The 899-nt window shown below is 42.6% G+C and carries 2 protein-coding genes; both read right to left on the bottom strand.

All coding sequences use genetic code 11. From position 1 onward, the window contains the following. Positions 1-548 (bottom strand): DEAD/DEAH box helicase (locus KPL72_RS21065; RefSeq protein ID WP_249422381.1); only part of this gene is annotated, 548 nt, incomplete at its 3' end. Then, a partial coding sequence (locus tag KPL72_RS21060; RefSeq protein ID WP_219704356.1) for a hypothetical protein occupies positions 548-899 on the bottom strand: 352 nt, incomplete at its 5' end. The genes KPL72_RS21065 and KPL72_RS21060, both read right to left, overlap by 1 nt.

Genomic DNA, 899 nt, shown 5'->3' with positions numbered 1-899 from the left:
GCATCAACAAGATCGTACGAGTAGTCACAAATAATGTTGCCTTCTGGATCTGAGTATTTAGCGAATGAAATTGGAAGAGTGTCAGTACGCCAGGGTGTGCCAGTAAGTGACAACGTATAAGTCGCTAAATGCTGTATCGTGGAGAGAAGCTGTAATCCCCATGTATTTGCTGGAGACTCACCATTACCGGCGCAATGGTGTATTTCATCAAAAATGACCAAGACTCTAGTAGCAGCAAGATCATTGATTAGCTCAGCCGCGTTACTAAGAGAGTGATAAGTGCGTGATACTCCGATTGCACCAAGTCTGCCATTAAACTTTCGCTTTAATGTTTTCTCAAATGTTCCTTCAATGCTCTGTGAAACGATTCGAGAAGGGGAAAAGCATACTACATAGTCGATATCGCCACTGTTGATAAGAGCTTTTGCTATATGCGCTGCAAGCAGGGTTTTACCCGCACCAGGGGAAGCCAATACCAAAAATTGAGGTTGCCTCTTATATGATGTCACTGCTTGAGAGAGACACTGTTCTTGCCATGCCCTAAGCATTACATATTCCCCTCAGGTTGAGTCGCTTGAATAATTTTTTTGATGGCGTTTAATCGACCGTAAAACCTTGTCGCTTTTTCTTTAGACTCATCTAGCAATTTCAAAATAGCTGGTCGCTTATGTGGGAATAGTCCTAAATATTCCTGATAAGCATCAATCTCTCCCAACAGTAGTTTTAATTCAGCATTGGCTTTCTTTTCTTCATCTAGAAGATGCACCTCATTTGAGTTTTGACTTGTATCTATAGTTTCTTCGTCTGACGAGCCACAAGAGCCGCTACTTAGCATTAGGATTAATTCAGAAGTCAGGAGGTAGGTTCGAGCGTTTCGCTCTCCACTGGCGCTTAGGAGG

Source organism: Marinomonas lutimaris (genome assembly GCF_019426345.1).
Classification (GTDB): Bacteria; Pseudomonadota; Gammaproteobacteria; order Pseudomonadales; family Marinomonadaceae; genus Marinomonas; species Marinomonas lutimaris.
Note: the sequence above shows the minus strand (reverse complement) of the source record. Positions and strands in the feature narration are given on the sequence as shown.